Source organism: Pseudarcicella hirudinis, assembly GCF_900115665.1.
GTDB classification, from domain to species: domain Bacteria; phylum Bacteroidota; class Bacteroidia; order Cytophagales; family Spirosomataceae; genus Pseudarcicella; species Pseudarcicella hirudinis.
Genome location: NZ_FOXH01000010.1, coordinates 88,460 through 105,564 on the forward strand (window position 1 = coordinate 88,460; position 17,105 = coordinate 105,564).

Annotated in this window: 11 protein-coding genes and 1 tRNA gene; 8 read left to right on the forward strand and 4 right to left on the reverse strand. The window is 37.7% G+C overall.

The window, feature by feature from the left end:
• Positions 1–36: 36 nt before the first annotated feature.
• The gene (locus tag BM179_RS16625; RefSeq protein ID WP_092018286.1) at positions 37–687 is read left to right on the forward strand and encodes a VTT domain-containing protein; all 651 of its coding nucleotides are present in this window, start codon (positions 37–39) and stop codon (positions 685–687) included.
• 85 nt (positions 688–772) lie between these two features.
• Here the strand turns inward: BM179_RS16625 and BM179_RS16630 are convergent, their stop codons facing one another.
• From BM179_RS16630 to tgt, 3 genes are all read right to left on the reverse strand, one after another.
• Complete coding sequence (locus tag BM179_RS16630; RefSeq protein ID WP_092018287.1) at positions 773–1,858, reverse strand: GNVR domain-containing protein; 1,086 nt, start codon at positions 1,856–1,858, stop codon at positions 773–775.
• 49 nt (positions 1,859–1,907) lie between these two features.
• Positions 1,908–4,412, reverse strand: coding sequence for an SLBB domain-containing protein (locus BM179_RS16635; protein WP_092018288.1), 2,505 nt, complete (start codon positions 4,410–4,412; stop codon positions 1,908–1,910).
• 294 nt (positions 4,413–4,706) lie between these two features.
• Positions 4,707–5,843 (reverse strand): tRNA guanosine(34) transglycosylase Tgt, encoded by a 1,137-nt coding sequence (tgt, locus tag BM179_RS16640; protein WP_092018289.1) that lies wholly within the window; start codon positions 5,841–5,843, stop codon positions 4,707–4,709.
• Positions 5,844–6,138: 295 nt separating this feature from the next.
• Here tgt and BM179_RS16645 point away from each other — a divergent pair, with 295 nt between their 5' ends.
• The 6 genes from BM179_RS16645 to BM179_RS16670 all read left to right on the forward strand — a co-directional run bounded on the left by BM179_RS16645 (position 6,139) and on the right by BM179_RS16670 (position 11,201).
• On the forward strand, positions 6,139–7,263 hold the full coding sequence (locus tag BM179_RS16645; protein WP_092018290.1) for a glycosyltransferase: 1,125 nt from the start codon (positions 6,139–6,141) through the stop codon (positions 7,261–7,263).
• A 59-nt stretch (positions 7,264–7,322) separates the two neighbouring features.
• Positions 7,323–7,952: a 16S rRNA (guanine(527)-N(7))-methyltransferase RsmG gene (gene rsmG, locus BM179_RS16650; protein WP_092018291.1), complete on the forward strand. Its 630-nt coding sequence runs from the start codon at positions 7,323–7,325 to the stop codon at positions 7,950–7,952.
• A 163-nt stretch (positions 7,953–8,115) separates the two neighbouring features.
• Positions 8,116–8,189, forward strand: a tRNA-Asn gene (locus BM179_RS16655).
• A gap of 215 nt (positions 8,190–8,404) precedes the next feature.
• A complete protein-coding gene (locus tag BM179_RS16660) occupies positions 8,405–9,256 on the forward strand; it encodes an SMP-30/gluconolactonase/LRE family protein (RefSeq protein ID WP_092018292.1) in 852 nt (283 codons plus the stop codon).
• A gap of 111 nt (positions 9,257–9,367) precedes the next feature.
• On the forward strand, positions 9,368–10,354 hold the full coding sequence (locus tag BM179_RS16665) for an aldo/keto reductase (RefSeq protein WP_092018293.1): 987 nt from the start codon (positions 9,368–9,370) through the stop codon (positions 10,352–10,354).
• Positions 10,355–10,523: 169 nt separating this feature from the next.
• Positions 10,524–11,201, forward strand: a complete 678-nt coding sequence (locus BM179_RS16670) for a response regulator transcription factor (RefSeq protein ID WP_092018294.1) — start codon at positions 10,524–10,526, stop codon at positions 11,199–11,201.
• A gap of 75 nt (positions 11,202–11,276) precedes the next feature.
• Here BM179_RS16670 and BM179_RS16675 read toward each other — a convergent pair whose 3' ends face one another.
• Entirely contained in the window at positions 11,277–15,536 is a 4,260-nt protein-coding gene (locus BM179_RS16675) for a PKD domain-containing protein (RefSeq protein ID WP_143095252.1), read from the reverse strand.
• 508 nt (positions 15,537–16,044) lie between these two features.
• On the opposite strand from BM179_RS16675, the gene BM179_RS16680 reads away from it, so the two are divergent.
• Positions 16,045–17,103, forward strand: coding sequence for a PorP/SprF family type IX secretion system membrane protein (locus BM179_RS16680; RefSeq protein ID WP_092018296.1), 1,059 nt, complete (start codon positions 16,045–16,047; stop codon positions 17,101–17,103).
• Positions 17,104–17,105: the final 2 nt, after the last annotated feature.

The following is a 17,105-nucleotide window of genomic DNA, read 5'->3' on the forward strand; positions in this document are numbered from 1 at the left end:
TTTTTAGTATTAAACTTTAAACAAATTTATGAATTAATGGAAATCGTTCATTTTTTACTCGACCTACTCAAAAACCCATTAGAAGCGCTTAACGGATTTATCCAGGATCATGGCACGTTTACATATGCTGTGTTATTTTTAATCATCTTTGTTGAAACCGGTCTGATCGCAATGCCTCTTTTACCCGGAGATTCCCTGCTTTTTGCAGTGGGTGTAATTGCTGCAACAACCGGTAAGATTGATGTTTGGTTTGTGATTCCTTTGTTGATAGGAGCAGCATTACTGGGAGATAATGTGAACTACTTTGTGGGTAAATATTTTAGTGATTTCATTAAATCTAAGGATAAAATTCTCTTTTTGAAAAGAGAGCATATTACTAAAACAGAAGAGTTTTACGAAAAAAATGGCGGAAAAACAGTAATTATGGCTCGTTTTGTGCCGATTGTTCGTACTGTGGCACCATTCGTTGCAGGAGCAGGCAGCATGAAATATCCCCGTTATATTTTGTTTTGTGTAGTGGGAGCAATTCTTTGGGTAACTTCAATTACGTTATTAGGTTATTTCCTGGGAACCAATGAAGTTATCAAACAGAACTTCGAAAAGGTAGTATTAGGAATTGTAGCGTTCTCGGTATTACCAATGGTTTTCGGTTATCTGAAAGCTAAGTTTGCCAGGAAAGCAGCTTAAGAATAGAAAAGGGTATTAGTAATAAAAGCCTGTCAGAACTCGGTTCTGACAGGCTTTTATCGTTATGCAATATTCAGAATGAATACTATTTGAGAATACTTGAAAAATTGATGCTTTTAAAGAAAACATAAATTGTAGAAAGAAAGGCTCCGAGCAGGATAAAACCGATAACCATTACTGAGCGTTTGGGTTCGCTTTTCTTTAATGGTATCTGGGCAGGTTCAAGAACTTTAAATACGGGCGCTTCCTTTTGAATTTTAACTTTAGCTTCCTCTAACTGACGGGATAATTCAGAGTAAAGATTAAACGATAAATCAACGTCATATTGGAGCTTCTTTTCCTGATCTTTTGCTACATTTAGGAAGAGCCCTCTGTTTTTATCCTGATAATTGGATAAGTTAAAGAGAGAACCGTCATATCGTTTTTTTGCATCTGAAACCCGATTCTCAAGAAAGGTTATTTCCTTTCTTGTTTTCTCAGTACGATAGTTTGTTATATATCTGGTGAGATATTCCTGAGCAAAAGTAGCCAGGTTAGCTGCTGCAATCGGATCAGTCATTTTAGCAGAAATACTGATAACCCCTGATTTTTTATCTATTGCAGCACCTATTCTTTTCTGCAATTCTTTGATAATAATCGTTTCTTTTTTGTTGAGGCTTAAGGCTCCTGAAGTAATGCTCTGCTGAAGTAGTGTCTGATTGTTTTCATATCCATCATCAGAATCTCCCAGAATCTTATAATAAAGCGTATTTTCTCTTTGGTGGCGCAAGTACTCGTAGATACTCTGGTAATTCCTGCTTTTTTTGATGAAAATCTTTTTCTTTAATGCCTCAAGCATAAAAGGAGTACTTTGAATAATGTTCGGGTAAAGGTCTGGTCTGATAGCCTCAGATGAACTCATACTTCCCAGATCAATTCCGGCAAGCCCGGCAAGTGATTTAAACTTACCAAGTCCTCCGACGCCATCCTTTGACTCAAGTTCCGGAAGTAATTTAACTTCCGAGACAAATTCATTAGGAGTCAGAAGACCAATTACTGCACCCGTAATACCAAAAAGCAAGGCAATAACTATTATTAATAAACGGTGTTTTTTAAGAGATTTAAGGAAAACGCTTAAATCGATGGCGACTTCCAAATCATTCTTTGCTATATGTTTATTTTGAGATTCCAAGGTTTAATCATTAAGTGATAAAAACGGATACAAATTTTACTTACAATCTCTATTTGTTAATCAGATTGACAATTGAGGTAATCGTAAGACTGAGAGAGGCTATCCCTGCAACAATTGCGATTCTCTCCGAGGGGGTTAATTTGCGGGCATTCTTTGCTTTTGAAGGAATAACTATTTCCGATCCTTGTTCAACTTTTGGATAAATCGGGATGAAAAAAATATGCTTTGTTCTTCCTGAAGTACCGTTTGCATATTTTACATATACCCTGTTTCTGACTGCAAATTCTGTGTAGCCTCCTGCCGCAGAAATGTAATCTTTAATTGTAAATATACGGTTAAAAGGTATAGAGACAGGATTTAATAATTCTCCGGTTAATTTCACTGTTTGTAACTCTCTCGGAATCACAAGCCTGTCTAAATCAAGCAATAGTAAGTTTTCTTTTGAATCAGGTTTTTCAAGAACTTTTTGTAATTCAACCCCGATAATGGTGGTGTCTCTGTAAAACCTTGCTCCTCTCAGGAATGCACCTTCTTTCAAACCTCCAGCCATCTTAATTAAGTCGGAAATACGCTGAGATTTGTCTTTTATTGAATATTTTCCCGGAAATAATACTTCCCCTGAAATTTCCACATTTTTCTGAGGCTCATATCTTGGAGATTTACGTACATAAACCAAATCAAATGGTTTTAGTACATACTTGGATTCTTCGGAGGTAAGCTGAAGATTTTCGTTAATATCAAAGGTTTTAATAATCACGGACTGATTCGGCTCTAAACCGGTAGTATCATCTTTTACTCTGCGGGAGAGCTGAAGTTTAGAGACACTTGCCCCATAAGTAAAACCACCTGATTTTATGATTAAATCACCAACGGTCATACCATCAATATAGTCAAATGTCCCTTCGCGGTTAACTTCACCGGAAATAGTTACTGTACGGATTTCTCTTAGTCTGCCGATTGCTGTAATTGTAATAACATCTTCTCTGATTAAGGGGATATCCTTTACTTCGCCTCTCAAAAGTTTGCCAAGATCGAAAGCAATGATTTCAGGGTCGTAATTTTCTTTTCTCCGGGTAATAATAGCCCGGTTGAGGAATGCATCCTCTTTAACGCCTTCAGCTTTTCTGATAAGTTCTTTTACTGTTGAAAGTCCGTTTTCGATCGCATATTCTCCCGGTCTGAAAACAGAACCCTTAATTTCTACTTTATTTTCGTATCGCTCAATAATAGCACCGATAGCGTATTTATCGCCATTTTGAGGGATGAAAGTGTTTACTTCATCCTGAGTAATATTGATAAGTTTTAACTCTCTTGAAGTATTTCTTTTAAGTCCTATGGTATATGTATAAGCCTTGTCAGTAAATCCTCCGGCAAAACGTAAGACATCTTTTAAATTTTCACCTTTCTGAACCTCGAAAATCATCGGACGTTTTACCTCTCCCTCAAATTCTACTCTGGTTTCATAATCTGATACCCTGATAATATCCTGATCCTGTAAACGGATATTGTCTTTTTGGTCAGCACGCAGCAGGAAATCATAAAGATCAAGGACTCTTACTACTTTGTTATCTCTGATTACTTTAATATTTCTGAAAGAACCATTTTCTGAAGGTCCGCCTGAGAAATAGAGGGCATTAAATACTGTTGCCAGAGAGGAAAGCGTATAAGTTCCCGGATATTTGACCTCTCCGGTTAAAGTAACTTTTATACTTCTTACATTTCCCAAAGTTACCTGAGCAGAAGCACCGCTTCCGGGATGGTTTAATCCCTGATATAATTGACGTAAACGGCCAATAATTCTTTCAGAGGCAGCGTCAACAGTTAATCCGTTTACATAGATGGGAGAAAGGTTTAATACTTTCACCGTTCCCTCCGGACTTACTTTTAACTTATAATTATCTAAAACATCCCCAAAAATATCGACATTCAATTCATCGTCAGGACCAAGCTGATAGCTTTTAGGAGTGGCTATACGAAGGTTTGGCTCAAAGGTCAGGGTTTCATTATTAAAGAGATTACTGCCAAAAACTTTAACTTTTTTAGGCATTTCCGGTTTCTCTGTCAGTAAGCTGTCCTTCTTGTCTTTGTTTGATTTTAATTTGCTGATATTTAATGATTTGTCTGGATTCTGTTCATTATCCTGATCATCCTGTTCATCATTTTTATTCTTAGCAGGAGTATCTGTTTTTTTCTTGGAAAGGTCATTTGGAAGCGTTCTTCCCGTTGAATTTGTGTTGTCCTTGTCGTCAGATGTATTTTTTTGATTTGCCTTAACTTTAGCAATCCTGTCTTTCATTTTAGCAATATCAGAGGGGGTATAACCTCTTGAAAGAGCCGCCTTCTCAATCTGAGATTCTGTCATGCCACTTTCCTGAGCTTTTTCGTAGAACTGGACAATCTGTTCATCAGTTAACTCATCAATTTTAGGATTCTTTGTCTGAGAAAAACCCGGGAGAACAATAAGAGAAAATAGTATAATAAAAAGTGAAGTTTTCACTTGGAATGTAAACTGCTCTAGTGAAAATTTAGATTTTTCCAGTATATTAAAATTCATTGTAACTTAATTTTAGACAAGTTCCCTTATTTAACTGCCATTTGTGAAGAAACACAGTCTAAACCAAGGAGGATTTAGAACCGCAAAAATAGAGAAATATATTGAAACTTGTCAATGAAGGCAAATGGAAAGAGAATTTTAAATTATCTAAAGGTTGGAGAGATTAAAAAAAATAACATCAATCAAGTTAAATGAAAATAGTCCTGTTTCATATCCTTTAAAACCAGGTCTAAATAATCGGGTAAGAACCTTCAATATAAAAGGGGAACTTTTTGAAAATTCCCCTTTTGTAAGCTACAGTTTCTCCATGAGTTGTACGACCATTCTGTCTTTCCAGGACTTAAATGTACCGTTAAGAATTCGTTCTCTCGCCTGACTAACCAGCCACAGATAGAAGGTTAAGTTATGAACGCTGGCAATCATTGCACCCAGCATTTCATCTGATTTTACCAAATGGCGCAGATAGGCTTTGGTATAAAATGAACTTACGTAGCTTTCCGGAAGGCCCGGATCAAGTACACTGAAATCATCTTTCCATTTTTCATTTCTGATATTAATAACTCCCTGTGTGGTGAAAAGCATGCCGTTTCTTGCATTTCTGGTAGGCATTACGCAGTCGAACATATCAATACCAAGTGCAATGCTTTCAAGAATATTTGCTGGTGTTCCGACTCCCATCAGATAGCGGGGTTTATCTTTAGGTAAAATATCAGTAACCAACTCAGTCATTTCGTACATCATTTCCGCAGGTTCCCCTACCGAAAGACCGCCAATAGCATTACCTTCTCTGCCAAATTCTGCGATAGCTTCTGCTGATTTTTTTCGGAGATCTTTATAAACACTACCCTGAACGATAGGGAAAAGAGTCTGACTGTATCCATATTTCGGTTCAGTAGCGTCAAAATGCTCACAACACCGTTTCAGCCAGCGGTGGGTCATTTCCATTGATTCTCTTGCATACTCATATTCACATGGATAAGGCGTACATTCGTCAAAAGCCATAATGATATCAGCTCCGATTGTTCTCTGGATATCCATAACTTTCTCAGGAGTGAAAATATGTTTTGAACCGTCGATATGAGATTTAAAGGTAACCCCCTCTTCTTTGATTTTACGGCCTGTACCTGACAGAGAATAAACCTGATAACCTCCGGAATCAGTAAGGATCGGTTTGTCCCAGCCATTGAATTTGTGTAAACCTCCCGCTTTTTCAATAATATCCAGCCCCGGACGAAGGTACAGATGATAAGTGTTTCCTAAAATAATCTGGGCATTAATATCCTCTTTCAGTTCCCTCTGATGGACCGCTTTTACAGAACCTGCTGTGCCAACAGGCATAAAAATCGGTGTTAAAATTTGTCCATGATCGGTTTGAATTACACCTGCACGTGCATTAGAATTCGGATCGGTTGTTTTTATATCAAATGTCATAAATTTTCTATTTCCACTGGCTTTACATTTTCTGAAAAACCTATGCTGTAAAAATGTATATTTTCAAAAAAAATCAAGAAAGTGCTGATTTTCAAACCCCGGACCTGAGATAATTACATTGCAAAGTGCCGGGAAAGACCCTGAAAATGCCTATCTGAAATCAAGATTTGAAATTTCAGGGTGCAAAATTACGAAATTCAGGGAGAAAACTATGTATTTTACAACAAGCACTCATTTGTAAATATTATCTTTGCATTTCATAGCTCAATCTCCTGATTATTAAAATTATTCAGATTTGATACCAATTTTATTCAGCTTATTCGTCCTGGCAATTGTCTATCAATTGTACTTTTTGATTTTCATTTTTGCTAAACTTAACAGATATGAAACGCCTGGCTTTGAAGAGTCAGTGAATAATGACGGCATTTCCGTGATTGTTTGTGCCTGGAATGAAATTGAAAATTTAAAGGAATTAATTCCCCTTTTAGATAACCAGAATTATCCTGATTTTGAAGTGATTATTGTTGATGATCGCTCAGTAGACGGGAGTTATGATTATCTGCTGGCTAATTGCCATTTGTTTAAGAATGTCAGATTTCTGAGAATTGAACATACACCTGAGCATCTTTCAGCCAAAAAGTACGCATTGACGCTGGGCATAAGATCCGCCAAATACGATATTCTGCTACTTACAGATGCAGATTGCAGACCGCAGTCTGAGTCATGGATTTCAGGAATGAAAGCTTGTTTGAGTCAGGAAAAGGAAATTGTACTGGGCTTTTCACCGTATTACAAAACAAAAGGTTTTCTGAACAGATTGATTCAATATGAAACCTTTGTCACAGCTTTGCAATATTTCTCTTTTGCGCTTTCCGGGATGCCATATATGGGAGTGGGGAGAAATCTTATGTATCGAAAAGAAATTTTTACCAGAAACAGAGGATTTGCACAGCATACAAATATTATTGGCGGGGATGATGATTTGTTTATGAATGATGTTGCAACCGGAGAAAATACAGCTGTCTGTCTGAATCCCGATACCTTTGTATATTCATTTCCGAAACTTGACTGGCAGGCATGGTACAGGCAGAAAATCCGCCATATTTCAGTTAGTAAATATTACCGTAAAAAGAATAAGTTTTTGCTGGGGAGCCTTGCAACATCGCAAATGCTGGTGTGGATGCTTTTTCTTGGATTGATTGGCTTTTTGATTTATGATGTATTAGTTTTTTGGCTGATCGGGCTTTTTTTACTCAGACTGATTTCTCAGTGGATTATTTTCAGCAAGGCAAGTCAGAATCTGAATCAGATCATAAAGACAAAATCCATTCCGGTTTTCGATTTTATGTTTACTATTTATTACTTAATTATGGGTTTTTGGAGTTTTGTATTCAGGAAGAAGAAAATAAAATGGCGTTAGGTTTCAGGTAAATTCTGTCCACAATACCCTTATCAATTAATACCAATACCCCTTAGCGGATGAATCAAGAGCTAATTCTTAAATATTTTCCACAAATAAGTCCAAAACAGCAGGAGCAATTTGCTCAGCTGGGAGATCTGTACAGATTGTGGAATGACCAGATAAATGTTGTCTCTCGTCAGGACATTGAGAATCTTTACGAAAAACATGTATTGCACTCTTTGGGCATAGCCAAAATAATTACTTTTAAAGAAGGTACTGAAATACTTGATGTAGGAACGGGAGGCGGCTTCCCGGGAATCCCTTTAGCCATCATGTTTCCGGAATGTAAATTTCATTTGGTAGATAGCATCGGGAAAAAAATTAAAGTTGTTCAGGAAGTGGCCAATGCTTTAGGACTTGAAAATGTAAAAGCAGAACAGGCAAGGGTTGAAACGTTACAGGAAGATTATGATTTTATTGTCAGCAGAGCGGTTACCCGTCTTTCACCTTTCTATAACTGGGTACGCAATAAAGTCAATCGTAATTATTTCAATACCCTGAAAAATGGAATCCTTTATCTGAAAGGCGGAGATTTGGATGAAGAACTTCAGGAATTTGGCAAAAAACATAAAGTATATGAGCTGTATGAGTTTTTTGAAGAGGAGTTTTTTGAGACAAAGAAGGTAGTTTATGTACCGATGGTCTAAAAATATATATTTTTTGAAAAAAAAATTGAAGGTGTAAAAAACTGAATATCAAAAGTTTTCGGTTTTTCAAAGGCAAAATTAGCAGGGAAATAGAATTTTTTCATTCAAAACACTTGCGTAATACCTAATAACCTACTAATTTTGCATCATCAAACAACAGTATTCCTTCTTAGCTCAGCTGGTTAGAGCACATGACTGTTAATCATGGGGTCCTTGGTTCAAGCCCAAGAGAGGGAGCAAAAAGCCTTAAATCGAAAGATTTAAGGCTTTTTTATTTTCAAGTCTTCAGCACGCAGACCTTTCCCTTTTTAAATGTTTCTAATGGAAATATTACATTCTTACCAGAGAACTTATCAGATAGTATTTGTAGGGTTTTCAAAAACACAATAAATATTTATTCCTATCTTTACTAAACATTTTAATCTATCTCTAACATTTAACATATCCAGAAAATGAACACTTTAGGAAAAGTATTCCAGTTTTTTGTTGCCTTATTACTTTTATCTTCTACATCGGCTTTTAGTCAGGTGAAATTGACCAAGCTTTGGGAATCTGATACTACTCTGACGACTCCTGAGTCGATCTATTACGAACCCAAAGAAAATATCCTTTATATCTCATGTATTAACGGAGGCCCTTCTGCTGATAACTCGAAGAGTTTTATTTCAAAAATTGATTTAAATGGAAAAATTACAAAGCTGAAATTGACTGAGAATCTGCAATCAACCAAAGGATTGGTAGCTTTAGGATCGAAACTTTATGTTACAGAGATCTTCAAATTAGTTGAAATCGACTTAAAAACCGGAAAAGTACTGAACAAGTACGAAGTGCCTGAGGCTAAATTTTTGAATGATGTAACAGTAGATGCTAAAAACAATGTGGTTTATTTCACGGATATGAGATCAGACAGGCTTTGGAAACTGGACAAAGGTCAGATTGTAAAAGTTGCCGAAGGTGCTCCGCTTAAGAGCCCGAATGGAGTAGTGTTTGAAAAAGGAAAACTGATCGTTGGTAACGGTGATGGCAAAGTTTTGGCTTATGACCTTAAAACAGGAGAATATTCTACTAAAGCAGAAGGATTAGGTGGAATAGATGGAATCCTGCCTGATGGAAAAGGCGGATATCTTGCTTCTGAATGGAGAGGAAAGGTTTGGCATGTTAATCCGGAGGGTAAAACGTCTTTACTGCTGGATCTGGTAGATGCTAAAATCAATACTGCGGATTTTGAATATATTCCGGGTAAAAAATTGCTGGTAATTCCGAATTTCTTTAAAAATAAAGTAACGGCTTATTCTGTTGATTAAGTTCTGAACATATTAAAAAGGGCATGAAAACCCTGCAAAACTTTTTATGAAATCCCACGATTCAACAGATTTTCGTGGGATTTTAATGTATAATAACCCTTTAATTAAGCAATGGAATATCGTAAACTCGGAAAAACAGGCTTTAATATTTCAGCCATAAGTTTAGGAACCTGGCAGGTTGGTGGAAAATGGGGTGATGATTTTAGTCATGATAATGCTGATAAAATATTGAATAAAGCGGTCGATTCAGGGATAAATTTTATTGATACAGCGGATGTTTACGGAGGAGGAGAGAGTGAAAAGGCTGTTGGCCGGCTTGTCCGGAACCGATCTGAACGAATTTTTGTCGGTACCAAGTGTGGAAGACAACTAAATCCTCATATCAGCGAAGCTTATCAACCCAAAGTTTTGAGGGAATTTGTAGAAAAAAGTCTGAAAAATATGGGACTTGAAACGCTTGATCTGATTCAGTTACATTGTCCGCCGACAGATGTTTTTTACAGACCTGAAATCTTTGAAGAATTTGATATTCTGAAAAAAGAAGGGAAAATCCAACATTTAGGGGTGAGTGTTGAGAGAGTCGAAGAAGCTTTGAAAAGTATAGAATTTGATAATGTAACGACGATTCAGATTATTTTCAATATGTTCAGACAAAGACCTGCAGAATTGTTTTTTGAACAGGCTTTGAAAAAAGACATCGGCGTAATTATCAGAGTTCCGCTTGCCAGCGGGCTGTTAACCGGAAAATTCAGTAAATCTTCTGCTTTTACAGCGGGGGATCATCGTAGTTTTAACAGAAACGGAGAAGCGTTTGATAAAGGTGAAACATTTTCTGGCATAGATTATGAGGTTGGTTTGCAGGCGGTGGATTGCCTTAAAGAAGCTTTTCCGAAATACCGGAACCTTGCTCCGCTTGCACTCAAATGGATTCTGATGCACAAAGCGGTAAGTTGTATTATCCCGGGTGCTTCGGTGGAAGAGCAGGTAAAATCAAATCTTGATGTATTTAAGATTCCGGAATTATCAGAAAAGGAATTAAATGCAATACAGGAGATTTACGAATCTAAAATCAAACCTATGGTGCATCAGTTGTGGTAATACAAATATTACATTACAGACAATAGAATTTAAAATGTGTAGTTATTATTCCGGCTCTGCATTATTATGAGTCAGCATGGAGGTTTTCCGGATCCGGATATAAAGCAATTTTTGTTTTATGCCAATCTCTCTATATTTGTGCAATTAGTTATTTAGTTCAAAACTCAATATGACAAAAATTCTCTTAGTAGAAGACGATGATAGCCTTGGTTTTGTAGTGAAGGATAATCTTGAACAGGAAGGTTATCAGATAGACTTGCAAACTGATGGTAAAAAAGGTCAGAATGCCTTTCAAACCAATCAATATGATATTTGTATTCTGGATGTAATGTTACCGGAAATGGATGGATTTACATTAGCTGAATACATAAGGCATTCAGGAAGTGATGTACCAATCGTTTTTTTAACAGCTAAATCCCTGAAAGAAGATAGAATTAAAGGTCTGAAAATCGGAGGGGACGATTACCTTACCAAGCCTTTCAGTATTGAAGAACTTGTTCTGAGGATTGAAGCTATTCTGAAGAGAACCGGGAAGAAAACCGTGGCAAATTCTCATATTTTGCATGTCGGACAATACACATTTGACAGTAAAAATCTGAAATTGTCAATTAGCGGGGAGGAGCAGGATCTGACTCATCGGGAAGCTGATTTATTGTCTTTTCTGATTCAAAATAAGAATGAAACTATTACCAGAGATAAAATTCTGATCGCCATCTGGGGAGATGATGATTATTTTAAAGGCCGGAGTCTGGATGTGTTTATTACCAGATTAAGAAAATACCTGGGGAAAGATCCGGCGATAAAACTCACCAATGTCCACGGAGTGGGTTTTAGATTAGATGTTTAACGTAAAAGGATCAGCTGAAATTTCAGCTGATCCTTTTACGTTAGTGCAATTCAATTATTGAGTTTTCTTTAAAATTTACCAGGCAACTGTTACAGCCCCGCGTTTTGTCAGAACTCCTCTTTCCGGATAATATTCAGATTTATAATTGATAATCCAGGCAAAACTGTCTGGTTTTACAACTTCTCCTTTGTATCGTCCGTCCCAGCGGTCATCAGGCCGGGTTGAGGTAAACATTATTTCTCCCCATCTGTTAAAGATTTTAAGAGAGAAATCTTCCCTGGAAATATGAGCTGTAAAAATATCGAAATAGTTGTTTAGCCCATCTGCATTCGGAGTAAAGATATTTGGAACAAGAATGCTTGGTTCACAGCGGTCGATAACATTTGTTTCAAATGTATTGGTACAGCCGTTGTTATTATCCTTAACCAGTAGGGTATAGACCCTTGGCTGAATCACAGTTATTTTTGGTGTATTCTGACCACTTACCGGAGCAGGTGTCCAGAAGTATGAATAATAAGAAATCGGATTTCCGGCATCTACAATTATCGGTAAATTATCAGGAACACATAAATAGTATTCTCCTCTCATAAAAATAACAGGAGCAGGTAAAAGCGTAATTTTAATTGTATCAGAAACTACGCAAAGTCCTTGAGAGGCTCTGATCCAGTAATCTCCTGAATGGTCAGGTAAAATTGACGGTCCTGATTGTCCGTTTGACCATGAATATTGTATTCCCGGAATTGGTGATACTCCGATATATTCTTTTCCATTGTTACAAACAGAACGATCAGGCCCCAGGTTAACATTAGGTGCCGGTAGAATTGTAATTGTTTTCTGAGCACTGCCTGTGCAGCCATTCAATGTCAGAGAATAGGTTAATACATCTGTTCCCACACTTGAAGGAGGAGTATATTTACCTGTTGGAGTGACATTGTTACCAGACCAGATTCCCCCTGCAGGAGAGGCACTCAATTGGACAGGAGTACCGTTGGCACAAATGCTGGACGGAAGACCAACATTTATTTTGGGCGTTGGATTGAAAACGATATTTACTTCGCTGAAACTCTGGCATCCCGGATTGACAGGATCGGTTACTGTTACAGAATAGATACCCGATTTGGTAACCGGAATACTTGTAAGATTTTTATCTCCGGTACTCCAAAGTATGTTTCCTGTTGCCGGGATAGGCCCCAATACAAAAATCTGCCCCTCACACAAAGGAGATGGGGGAGGTAATAATGTAACAGTTACTCTTGGTTTAACCCCGATTTTCAGATTATTTACAAAGTATTTACAACCTGCGGCATCACTTAATTCAAGTGAATATGATCCTTGTGATAAATTTCTTATTTCATAACCGGAGCCGATGGCAATTGTCGTTACCAAGCCAGATGAAATAGTTTGATCAGGCGGGCCGATTTTATTCAAGGTATAATTTAATGGGATAAATTGACTTCCGGAACCTACTTCAAACCGGATAACACCATCGTTCAGCACATCACAGAAGGTATTGGTTGTCTGAGTAACAATATTTGGTTTTAATATATTGATAAGGTTCAGACTGATATTAACCAATGTATCACAGGAAAGCAGGCTTTGTATTTTAACCCGGTAATTTCCGGCGGCAATACCTGTAATTGAATTAGATGTCTGACCTCGTATTTCAATACCATCTTTATACCACACAAATGAATACTTATCTATCGGGATAAAATTATCAAGTGTAATGGCACCGTCATTGGCATTACAGCTGGTAGGTTCTTTTTTGGTGGTTGAAAAATTCGACAAAGGCCTTGTTCCTACATTAACAGAATCCGAAACTTCACATCCTGTGGCATTATTTTTTACCGAGACAACATACAGGCCTGGTTTACTGACAACTACTGTAGGTGTAGTAGCTCCGGTAGCCCCTGAAAGCCATCTGTAAGAAAGGTTAGGGTCATTAATCCCGCCACTTCTGGCGTCAAGTGTAAAGCTGTTCCCTTTACAAATTGTAGTATCTTTAGCAATATCTAAAGGTTCTTTGGCATTAAGTTTCACTACGACCTCATCCTCTGTGGTACAACCACCTTTTCCGAGAATAAAGACGTTATATTTACCTGACTTTTTGGCCATGATAGATGCGGTAGTATCTGGCAGAAAATTGCTATCCAATGTCCAGCGGTATTGGGAATTCGGAGCAAGATTTTTAGAATCAAGCCGTACTTCAAAGGCACATAGATTAATATCTGGCCCTAAATTAGCATTGGGTTGCGGGTAAATGGTAAAAGGCTGTGCCGGTAATGTGGTATCCTGTTTACAGGAATTAGACATAGTTACCGTAACATAATAGCTCCCGGGAGTATTAAATAGATAATTTACTTCCATTTTATTAGTTCCCGTAATTGAACCTACTTTATCGGCCGGGTTGGGTTTCCCATCCTTCGGAAGAACCCCTCTGTAAAAATTCCAGTCTGTTTGGGTGTTCTTTATCGGATCGCAAAGATTACTTGTCTGAAATTTACTTGGTTTGCCAAAACAGGTATCTCCTCCGGTAATACCGACTCCCTGGTTATCTTGTTTTGTGAAGATGACAGGCTGCGTAGGAAGTCCGAGCTGACTCACCCTTCCATTAAGATCAAGACCATCAATTTTGTATTTTATGGAGTCTTTTGCAGCAACAGCCGGAAGTAACTTGTTCGGCTCTCCGATTACCGCTAACTTGGTACTTCCCTGAATGGCCATATAGATTTTACCACCATTAGGGTCAATCTGAACCGAGCCAAAATATTGATTGGTTTTAGAACTTAATGAGTCAATGGTTTTTCCCGACTTTAGAATATCCGGAGCATTGTTTTTTGAAATATCAAACTGTAAGAGTTTGGAATACTGTTCCGGACTTGCCAGGGAATCCGCTTTGAGTGTAACGTATAGTTTGGTATTATCAGGTGAAAACTCTACGCCATAGGCACTTGGAGGTGCGGGGCCAAGGTCAACGGTTACCGGATTTTTAATATCTCCTGTTTGTATGTCAAAATCATAAAGTTCAACGCGGTTTTTAGGAGGTCCCGGAATAATAACAGCAATTTTTTTCCCGTCTGCCGATACTTTTGTATAACCCTTCCCTTTTTGAAGAGAGTCAATCGGACTGCCGACAGAAATGGATTTTTCCTGAGAAATACCGTTTTTTGTAACCCTGTAGAGTCTGAAAGTATTATTTCCATAGTCATGCGAAATAATCCAGTAAGTTGAATCCGTAGTATTGCCGGCTGTAATTAAATGCTCAGTGGTTGGTTCATAGCTGAGCGGAACATTTGATTTGACAACTGCCCCTTTACCTCCGTTTCTTCGGATGTCTATAAGGCTGTAGCTAAGTTGTTTTGTACCGTTTGTTTCAGTGGTTGTAAAAACATAGTATAAAGATTGACATCCCCGGCAACTTGGCTGCGGAACAATTACTGATGATTGTGAGGAATTCGGACTACCCCCAAGCGTATCGGCTTTAGTATTCAGAAAGGGGAGAAGGTTGCCGTCTTTATCATAAATGTTTCTACCGTTCGTGTAAAACAAAAGATTTCCTTTTGCATCTGTAATACCCGAAACCCCTTCTTTACTATTAATTTTACCTTTATCGTCAGAGCTGGGTTCAGAACCACCTGATCCTGTTCCACCAGTACCTCCTGTTCCGGTACCTCCTCCTGTGCTACCGGCACCACCTCCCCCAGCCGGGAATTTAACCCCGGCACCGTTACCAAAATACCAGTAATTGGAAGCATCTTCCTGTTTAGGAGGCTCTACACAGATCTTAACATTCAGTTTTGCTTCGGAAGAACAGGACGTTACGGAATCTATAACTTCTACAGAATAGCAACCTTCCTTATCAACGGTCAGTGTCTGAAGGGTATCTCCCTTAGGATACCACAAATATTTCAAGGTTGTCCGGTCTTTTGGGACATGCCTATAAGGATCTAAGGTAATAGACTGTCCTTTGCATATTACAGTATCTTGCTGAGTTGGCTGATTACCAAGATAGAAGCCCTGAGGCGGCTGACCGATTGTAATTGTTTGCGATACTGTCTGAGTACTTCCATCGGCCAATGTTCTGGTCAGCGTAACTGTTTTATTTCCGGGAGTAGTATATAAATGGGCAGTATTTTTTGAGGTGGAAGTTTTTTTATTCGGGTCTGAGGAAGAATCGCCGAAATCCCATTTCCAGGCGACAGCTTTTTTTACAGTATCCTGAAAAACTGTTGCAGCAGTAGTATCAGAACAGGTTGATAAACAGTATTTCCTCGAATAAAATCCGTTTGGAGTCTGAGCATAGCTAAAACTTGTGGTCAGGATTAAGCCAACCAAAATTAAGAATGATAAAAAAAAAGATTTCTTTATATATCCAATCTTCAACATTTCTACGTTAACTTTCTACATTGTTTATCATACGAAAAGAACAATTGCCTAATGGCATCAAATTTGCTGAATTAGTCTTAGAACATGCAAATTTATTTGCTTAAATCGTCGGATACAGCTTTTTTAGAACGAAAAGATAATCTAAAAATTATATGATTCACGAATTTGTGCAGTAATAAAATAACGGTCTCAGAAATCATACGGATTAAAATTCAGTTGTAAGTTTTTTGAGATTGAATATCCTTTTCGGTGTTTCCAAATGTATTTTTAATAACTATAAATGGTGATTTTGGTTTCAAAGTTAGAGACAAATTCTGAAGTGCAATCAGCAGTCAGATAATGTCTTTCTCCAGTTTGAATATAATGATATTAATTACCGATGTCAATATTAGATGAGTAGATACTCTGTAATTTGGCATTATGAAAAAATTAAACGTCTTTTTTAGACCTCAATTTAATGTTGAAGAAAGTTTATCTTACGATACTGGGCTTAATTACATGCGTATGCTCTCTGAAGGCGCAGGATCCGCAATACTCTCAATTCTATGCTGCGCCCCTTTATATTAGTCCTGCCTTTGCCGGATCAGCGTTTGCACCCAGGCTTACTTTCAACTACAGAAACCAATGGCCTTCTCTGAATGCCAATTTTATTACGACCTCTTTTGGGGCAGATATGTATTTTGATAAGATAAATAGCGGAGTAGGGCTATTAGTAACATCAGATCAGCAATTTACAAATCTGAAAACAACAGATTTGGGTTTACAATATGCCTATCATCTGAAAGTAAATGAACAGGTTTCCATGTCGCTTGGTGTTCAGGGGTCCTATGTGTCGAGAAGTATTAATTTTAAGGATTATATTTTCGGAGACCAGATCCAGAATTATTTATCAACCGGAAGGTTTCCTCCTTCTGCAGATCCGATTTTAGCTGGTGGAAATGTGGCTCCTCAACTGAATTATATGGATTTTTCTACCGGAGCATTGGTTTATACTGATCAGTTTTGGGGCGGGATAACTGTAAATCATATCAACAGACCCAATCAGTCGTTCGGAACCAGTGAGGCCCGTTTGCCAATGAAATACAGCGTAATCGCCGGTTACAGAATACCTTTGGCTGATTATGTGATCGGGAATAATTTAGGTGATGCGATAGAGAAAGAGAAAAGTCTGACTCCTGTGATTAATTATAAACGACAGGGAGAATCAGATCAATTGGATGTAGGAATGTATCTGACATATTCACCGCTTGTAGTTGGCTTATGGTACAGGGGAATTCCTTTGAAAAAATATACCAAAGATGGGGCATCAATCCCAAGTCATGATGCACTGGTAGGTTTGATTGGTTATCGTCAGGACAATTTTTCTATAGGTTACAGCTATGATGCAACAATTTCAACATTGAGCGGAACAGGCGGATCGCATGAGATTTCCATTTCTTATATTTTTAATGATTTGTTTGATCTTAAACCAGCTCCGAGAAGAAATAAAAAAGAACTTTCCTGTCCTAAATTCTGAAA